At 62.5% G+C, this 7893-nt stretch carries 8 protein-coding genes; 7 read left to right on the top strand and 1 reads right to left on the bottom strand.

What is annotated here, in order from left to right; all coding sequences use genetic code 11:
* Positions 1-124 precede the first annotated feature (124 nt).
* Positions 125-1036: a MurR/RpiR family transcriptional regulator gene (locus ACROHD_RS18225; protein ID WP_432679841.1), complete on the bottom strand. Its 912-nt coding sequence runs from the start codon at positions 1034-1036 to the stop codon at positions 125-127.
* Between the two features lie 71 nt (positions 1037-1107).
* Here ACROHD_RS18225 and ACROHD_RS18220 point away from each other — a divergent pair, with 71 nt between their 5' ends.
* Genes ACROHD_RS18220 through ACROHD_RS18190 form a run of 7 tightly spaced genes read left to right on the top strand, consistent with a single transcriptional unit; the run spans position 1108 to position 7872 of the window.
* Positions 1108-3564: an FAD-dependent oxidoreductase gene (locus tag ACROHD_RS18220; RefSeq protein ID WP_432679840.1), complete on the top strand. Its 2457-nt coding sequence runs from the start codon at positions 1108-1110 to the stop codon at positions 3562-3564.
* The gene (locus ACROHD_RS18215) at positions 3561-3707 is read left to right on the top strand and encodes a hypothetical protein (protein ID WP_432679839.1); all 147 of its coding nucleotides are present in this window, start codon (positions 3561-3563) and stop codon (positions 3705-3707) included. Before ACROHD_RS18220 ends, ACROHD_RS18215 begins: the two co-directional genes overlap by 4 nt.
* Positions 3704-4783, top strand: coding sequence for an alcohol dehydrogenase family protein (locus ACROHD_RS18210; RefSeq protein WP_432679838.1), 1080 nt, complete (start codon positions 3704-3706; stop codon positions 4781-4783). Before ACROHD_RS18215 ends, ACROHD_RS18210 begins: the two co-directional genes overlap by 4 nt.
* Entirely contained in the window at positions 4780-5373 is a 594-nt protein-coding gene (locus ACROHD_RS18205; protein WP_432679837.1) for a dimethylsulfonioproprionate lyase family protein, read from the top strand. Before ACROHD_RS18210 ends, ACROHD_RS18205 begins: the two co-directional genes overlap by 4 nt.
* The gene (locus ACROHD_RS18200; protein WP_432679836.1) at positions 5370-6482 is read left to right on the top strand and encodes a mandelate racemase/muconate lactonizing enzyme family protein; all 1113 of its coding nucleotides are present in this window, start codon (positions 5370-5372) and stop codon (positions 6480-6482) included. The genes ACROHD_RS18205 and ACROHD_RS18200 overlap by 4 nt, the downstream gene beginning before the upstream one ends.
* Entirely contained in the window at positions 6479-6766 is a 288-nt protein-coding gene (locus ACROHD_RS18195; protein WP_432679835.1) for a cupin domain-containing protein, read from the top strand. Before ACROHD_RS18200 ends, ACROHD_RS18195 begins: the two co-directional genes overlap by 4 nt.
* Complete coding sequence (locus tag ACROHD_RS18190) at positions 6763-7872, top strand: mandelate racemase/muconate lactonizing enzyme family protein (protein WP_432679834.1); 1110 nt, start codon at positions 6763-6765, stop codon at positions 7870-7872. Before ACROHD_RS18195 ends, ACROHD_RS18190 begins: the two co-directional genes overlap by 4 nt.
* The last annotated feature ends 21 nt before the right edge of the window (positions 7873-7893 follow it).

The raw sequence follows: 7893 nt of genomic DNA, 5'->3' as shown, positions 1-7893 counted from the left end.
TGGTCGCTGTGCAGCCCGGCCAGCATCGCCGCGCTGCTATCCAGCAGCGCCCGACGCGCGAGATGTGCTGCGTCAGAGTCCAGCGTCTCGCGCCAGACCTTGCGGGCGATCCCGGTGGTCGCTGTCATTCGGTGCCCTCAGCATAAATGCCCAACTGGTGGCGACGGCTATGGAAGGTTTCGACCCGCTCGACGATCTCGTCGGAGGCGACTGAGATGACGAAGCTTAGCAGCGTTTCAAGAAGCGCGATGGTCGAAACGGAAGATGGAAAAAACTGCGGGGTATCGGCAGCGACAACGAAGCGATGTTGTGCGGGCCTGATGATCGGGCTGGCCGCACTGTCAGAAATGCCAATCACGGTCATCCCCTGTTCGCGAGCGACACGCACAGTCTCGACCACTTCGCGCCGGTAGGGGTTGCAGGTGATGGCGATCAGCACGTCGCGGTGATCGGCCCAGGCAATGTCGTCAATGGGTGTCGAGCCGGGGCGCGGGATAGCGTGGAACTGAACCATGCCGGTCGAGGCCAGATAGGTAAAATTGCGCGCGTTGGAGTTGTTCACCCCAACCCCGAGCGTAAAGACCTGCCGAGAAGACCAGATCGCCTCTGCCGCCGCCTTCAGCGTTTCTGCGCTGATCCCTGCGAAGGTTTCCTCGATATTGCGGATCGCAGCGCCCACCATATCGGCATAAAGCCCACCCAGATCGCCCGATTTGGCGATATCCTGCAACCAGCGCGCACGGCTTTCGAGCGGCATTGCGCCCCGGCGGATCGCCTCTCGGAACGGCGCGCGGAAATCCTCATAGCCCTCGAACCCCGCCTGACGCGCCATGCGCACCACCGTGTTGGGCTTGACCTTGGCGGCTTCGGCAATCTCACGCACGGTGGAGACGCCCACATCCTGCGGGTTTTCCAGCACATAGCGCGCGGCCTTTTGCGCTTCGGGTGTCAGCGCATCCCACTCCTCGGTCAGCCGGTCGAGAATGGCATGGGTCGACGTGGTGTGCGCGGTTGATGGTATGTTTGTATCATTCATGATTGACGATGGTATATTTGTGCGATTAGCCTGTCTACAGGAAAAGTGACTCGCATACAGGATTGCCCCAGATGTCGCAGAAAGAATTCCCAACCCACGCCCGCGTTGTCATCGTTGGTGGTGGTGTCATGGGATGTGGCCTTGCCTATCACCTCGGCCATGAAGGCTGGGGCGCGGATACCGTGCTGCTCGAAAAAGCAGAACTGACGAGTGGCAGCACCTGGCACGCAGCGGGGCAGATCACCCATTCGACCAGCTCCTACGGGCTTGGGCGCATGGTCGATTACAATATCGGGCTCTACTCCAAGGTGCTTGAGGAAGAGACCGGTCAAGCCGTCACCTGGCATGGCTGCGGCTCGTTCCGCCTGGCCTATACGGAAGACGAGATGGACTGGCTGCGCCACACGCTGTCTGTGGGGCGCGCGCTTGGCTTCAATATCGAACTGGTGGGCCCGGAGTTCATCGCGCGGAAGCATCCGTTCTACAATCTCGACGGCGTATTAGGTGCCCTCTACACCCCCGATGACGGGCATGTGGACCCTTCCAACGTCACGATGGCCATGGCTGCAGGTGCGCGCCAGAAAGGGGTTCGCATCATCCGCCGCTGCCGCGCCAATAACATCACGCAGCTGCCCTCGGGCGAATGGCTGGTGGAAACCGAACAAGGCGCGATCACCTGCGAACATGTGGTCAATGCCGGCGGCACCTATGCGCGTCAGATGGGCGAATGGTCGGGCCTGCAATTGCCGATGACTTCAATGACCCACCACTATCTTGTCACGGAAGAAGTACCTGAATTCAAAGATTTGGACGTCGAACTTCCCGTGGTGCGCGATGACAGGATGGTGTCCGGCTATATCCGGATGGAACAGAAGAAGGGCCTGATCGGAATCTATGAAAAGGAGAACTCCAACTCCGTCTGGGAAGATCACTGCCCCTGGGAGGCGGAGAACGAGCTCTTCCAGGCCGATTACGACCGCATCATGCCGTGGCTGGAAAACGCGATGGAGCGGATGCCCATTTTCGCGGAGCTTGGCATCACCCGCGAGGTCCATGGCGCAATCAGCCATCCGCCCGATGGCAACCCAATGGTCGGCCCCGCGCCGGGGGTAAAGAACTACTGGTGCTGCTGCGGCACCCAGATCGGCATTGGCTGGGGGCCGGGCCTGACCCGCGAACTGGCCCGCTGGATGGTCCATGGCGCGGCCGATATCAACATGCGCGACTACGATCCGCGCCGGTTCGGAAGCTATGCCACCAAGGATTGGCAGGTGATCAAGGCGCATGAGGATTACAAGCTGCGCCACGAGATCCCGTTTCCCCATTTCAACCGTCTGATGGGCCGCCCGATCAAGCCCTCGCCGCTTTATGATCTGCTGAAGGACAAGGGCGCGGTCTATGAAGAGGTCTACGGCTTCGAACGTCCCCGATGGTTTGCGCGGGGTGGTGTTGAGCAACGCGACCACTACTCTTTCCGTCGCACGCCCGTATTCGACATGGTCGCAGAAGAATGCCGCGCCGTTCGTGAACGGGTGGGCATTATGGATGTCACGGCCTTCACCAAGGTCGAGGTCTCTGGCCCGGATGCCCATGCGCTTCTGGACCGGCTGGTCGCCAACCGGATGCCACAGAAGGACGGCGGGATTATCCTGACCCATATGCTGAACCGGCGGGGACGGATAGAGCTGGAATGCACCATCGTGCGGATGGCAGCTGACCGCTATTACCTCGTCTGCGCCGCCTTCTTCGAGCAGCGCCTGCTGGATCATCTGGCGCAAAACAAGGGCGATGAGGACGCAACTGTCACCGCACTTTCCTCTGACTGGTCGGCCCTGTCCCTCAATGGCCCCCGCTCGCGCGACGTGCTGGCCGCCTGTACGGATGCGGACCTGTCCAATGCCGGGTTCCGCTGGCTGAGTGCACAGGAAATCTCGGTCGCGGGCCACAAAGTCTGGTCCTTCCGCATGTCATACGCAGGTGAGCTCGGGTGGGAGCTACATATGCCAAACGCCGCCTGCCTCGACGTCTACACCGCCCTTTGGTCTGCTGGCGAAGCCCATGGCATTGCAAATTACGGCAGCTTCGCCATGAATGCGCTTCGGATGGAAAAGGCCTTCCCCGGAGCGGGTGAGTTGACCAATGAAGTCACTCTGCCAGAGGCCAATGTCATGCGCTTCACCCGGCTCGACAAGTCCTATTTGGGCGTCGAGGCAACGCGCGCCAGCGCGGAACGCGTAGACCTGCCCTGGATATGCACCTATCTGGAGATCGAACCAGACGGCATCGAGGACGGCCATGGCGGCGAGGCTGTCAAACTGGATGGCAAAGTCGTGGGCGCCACAGCGTCCGTCGCCTATGGCCATACGGTCGGAAAAATCCTCGCCTTCGCCTATCTCAAACCCCATGCCACCACCCCCGGCACCGCACTTGAAGTGCTGATTGCCGGCAAGCCCCGTGCGGCCCGCGTACTGGGTGCCCCGGCCTATGATCCCGACAGCCTGCGGCCCAGAACGGACAGCGCCGCATGATCCTTCTTCTTGGTCCAAATACTCCGGGGGAGTCGGCGTCAGCCGACGGGGGCAGCGCCCCCAACCGCGTGATCCGCAAGGATCACGCGCGGATCGACGCCGAAGGCGGCGAAACCCCAATAGTCACAGGAGAGCACCCATGATCCCGACCACCATGTCAGCCATGATCCTTACCGGCCACGGTGGCCTCGACAAATACGAGTGGCGGGAAGACTGGCCGGTTCCAACCCCTGCCGCCGGAGAGGTGTTGATCAGGGTCGGGGCCTGCGGCATGAACAATACCGATGTAAACACCCGGTCGGGCTGGTACTCGAAGGCCGTAACCGAGCGCACCACCGGTGAGGGCTTCGAAACCATCGACGAGGAAGACCCTTCCTGGGGCGGCGCCCCCCTTGCCTTTCCACGCATTCAGGGTGCGGATGCCTGCGGGACTATCGTGGCCGTGGGCGATGGCGTTGATGCGGCACGTATCGGTGAACGTGTGATCACCGACAATTGGCTGCGTGATCCCGATGACCTGACCAACAAGGCCAAAACGGGCTATTTCGGTTCCGAACGCGATGGTGGCTTTGCTCAATATTGCACGATCCCGGCCCGCAACGCGTTGCGCGTTCAATCCGACCTCTCGGATGCCGAGCTTGCCACGTTTTCCTGCTCTTATTCCACCGCCGAGGGTATGCTGACCCGTGCGCAGGTGACCAGCACGGATACCGTGCTTGTCCCCGGCGCGTCCGGAGGCGTCGGAGGCGCGTTGGTGCAGCTTGCCAAGCGCCGAGGGGCGCGCGTGATCGCCATGGCGTCCGAGGCCAAGCACGCTGATGTCGCGCGTCTCGGGCCTGACCGCATCCTGCCCCGTGCGCCCGAGAACCTGCGCGCGGCGCTTGGGAATGAGACCATCACCGTCGTGGCCGATATCGTCGGTGGCCCCTACTGGCCGTCACTCATCGACGTGTTGGAACGCGGCGGGCGCTACACCTGTTCGGGCGCCATCGCGGGGCCGATGGTCGACCTTGACCTGCGCACGCTCTACCTGCGCGACCTGACCTTCACGGGGTCCACTGTCATCGACCTCGACGTGATGCCCAATCTCATTCGCTATATCGAAGCGGGAGAGATCAAGCCGGCGCTCGCCGCCACCTATCCGCTGGCGCAGCTTCGCGAAGCCCAGACCGCCTTCATCGAGAAACAACACACCGGCAATATCGTGGTGATCCCATGACTCCCATCGACCTCGCCTTCGCCCGTGCCTATCACGCTCTGACCATGCTCGTGGCTTCTAACCCGGCCCTTGTGGGCTTTGCAGGCTGGCCCCTTGCCCTGCCTAGCCAAAAGCCCGGCCGCCCGATCCCGGCGGCCGAAATCCTCAAAGCGTGGTCAGATGGCCATATAGATGCCACCCTTCACGCGCGCGACGCGATCCGCGATCTGACCGATTACGCCGACTGGCAGCAGACCTACACGGTCGACGAGGTCGGCGAGGATTTCCTGAACCGTTACGGCTGGTTTGAACTGGTGGGCCCCGAGGGGCACTACCGGTCGGACGAGATCCGCGCCTATATCGCCTATTGGGGGGAGAACCTCTATTATCCTTGGCACCTGCACGAAGCTGAGGAACTCTACTACATCCTCGCGGGCGAAGCGCTGTTCGAGGCCGAGGGCGAGCCCCCAGTCACCCTGCGCCCTGGCGATATCCGCATTCACGGGTCCAATCAGCCCCACCAGATGAGCACCGGCAACAGCCCTGTTCTCGCTCTCGTCCTCTGGCGTGGCGCAGGACTGACCGGCGTTCCCCGCATGGGCACCGCATGAAAATCACGCGCATCCGCATCTACAAGACGCCACTGCCTTACGTCGGCGGCGCCTATGTCTGGGGGGCCGGCAACGCCATTGAGACAGCCATAGCCAGCGTCGTGGTGATCGACACCGATGCCGGGTTGCAGGGCTGCGGCGAGTTCACCCCCTGCGGCGAAAACTATATGGTCGCCCATTCCGAAGGGGTCGAGGCATTGGCCCGCCTCGTCGCCCCCCGCCTTCTGGGCGAGGACCCGCGCCAGGTATCCCGGATCGAGGGTATCATGGACCATGCCGTGCAGGGCCACGGTTATGCGAAAGCGCCCTTCGATGCCGCGTGCTGGGACATCCTCGGCCAGGCCTGCCATCAACCCGTCTGGATGCTGCTTGGCGGCAAGCTGAACGACGGCGCGCCCATGTATCGGGTCGCGCCCCAGAAGGGCACCGAAGAAACCATTGCGGAGATGGAGGTCTACCGCACACAGGGGTATCGCCAGTTCCAGATCAAGGTGGGTGGCGATTGGGCCAATGATATCGACCGCATCCGGGCCACGGTGCCGCTTCTGAATCCGGGTGAAAAGGCGATGGCCGATGCTAACCAGGGTTGGCGGGTGGATAACGCCATTCGCGTGGCCCGCGCCACGAAAGACCTCGATTTCATCCTCGAACAACCGTGTCGCACTTACGAGGAATGCCAGCAGGTGCGCCGGGTGGCCGAGCAGCCGATGAAGCTCGACGAATGCGTGACAGGAATGCACGCCGCACAGCGCATCGTGGCCGATCGCGGGGCCGAGATCTGCTGTCTCAAGATCTCCAACCTCGGGGGGCTCACCAAGGCCAGCCGCGTCCGCGATTACCTCGTCGAAAACCGCATTCCCGTGGTCAGCGAAGACACCTGGGGCGGAGAAATCACCTCCTCCGTCGTGGCTCATTTCGCCGCCTCAACCCCGCCCGAGTTTCTACAGAACACCACGGATCTGATGAATTACAACACTCGATCCACAGGCATCGGCGGGCCGGTCGCGAAGGACGGCAAGCTTTACGCCCCCGATGCGCCGGGCCTTGGCGTCACCCCCGATTTCGACAGCCTCGGCGCACCCGTTGCCAGCTACGGAGCCTCCACATGAGTGACATGACCTGCACGGCCGAACAGCTGATCGACGACGACCGCACCCGCGTGACCCGCTTTACCTTTGCACCCTGGCAACAGACCGGCTGGCACCGGCACGGGTTCGACTATGTGATCACCGCTTTGACGGACTGTCATATGCGCCTGGAACATCCCGACGGAAGCGTCACCGAAGCCAAAGTGCCCGCAGGCGCTGCCTATCGCCGCAACGAAGGGGTCGAGCACAATGTGATCAACGCAGGGGATACAGACATGTCCTTTATCGAGGTCGAGCTGAAATGAAGATCACCAGGATCACTGTCTTCCATGTCGACCTGCCGCTCGAACATCCCTATTGGCTCTCAGGCGGGCGGCTGAAATTCGAAACGCTCGACGCCACTCTCGTGAAACTGGAAACCGACGAGGGGATCATCGGTTGGGGCGAAGGCACGCCCTGGGGCCATACCTACGTACCCGCCCATGGCCCCGGCATCCGCGCCGGAATTGAGACGATGGCCCCCTTCCTTTTGGGCCTCGATCCGCGCCGGGTACTGGATGTGGAGCGCGCCATGGACCTCGCCCTGCCCGGCCATCTCTACGCGAAATCCCCCATCGATATGGCCTGCTGGGACATTGCCGGTCAGGCGGCGGGCCTGCCTATTGCCGATCTTATGGGCGGCGGAAGCCGCACGCCCCGACCCATTGCCTCCTCCGTCGGAGCAAAAACCGTGGACGAAACCCGCGCCGTGATGGACCGCTACCGCCAGCGCGGCTATATCGCCCATTCCGTCAAGATCGGCGGCGATGTGGCCCGCGACATTGCCCGTATTCGTGATGTGGAAGCACACCGATCCCCCGGCGAGATCATCCTTTACGATGTCAACCGTGGCTGGACCCGCCAGCAGGCGCTGTCAGTCATGCAGGCCACTCAGGATCTCTGCGTGATGTTCGAACAGCCCGGCGAAACGCTCGACGACATTGCCGCGATCCGCGCGAAACACGCCGCCCCTGTCAGCGTCGACGAAGCACTCGTCACCCTGCAAGACGCAACCCGCATCGCCCGCGATGGCCTCGCCGAGGTCTTCGGCATCAAGCTCAATCGCGTGGGCGGCCTGACAAAAGCCGCCCGTATGCGCGACATCGCTCTGGCCCATGGCATCGACATGTTCGTCATGGCCACCGGCGGCTCAGTCCTGGCCGATACCGAGGCGCTGCATCTGGCCGCCACCATCCCCGACGCGAACTGCAAGGCGGTCTGGGCCTGCCAGGACATGATCACCGTGGATATCGCTGGCGGTCGTGGGCCGCGCAATATCGACGGCCACCTGCATTTGCCCGAGACCCCCGGCCTCGGCGTCCATCCCGACGAAGACGCGCTCGGTCCCCCCGTCGCCATCTACGAGGTCTGACATGCTCCTTCTTCTTTGTCC

The sequence above is a fragment of the Nioella aestuarii genome (assembly GCF_050896395.1).
Classification (GTDB): domain Bacteria; phylum Pseudomonadota; class Alphaproteobacteria; order Rhodobacterales; family Rhodobacteraceae; genus Nioella; species Nioella aestuarii.
The sequence above is the reverse complement of the archived record's forward strand: the minus strand, read 5'-3'. Positions and strand labels throughout refer to the sequence as shown.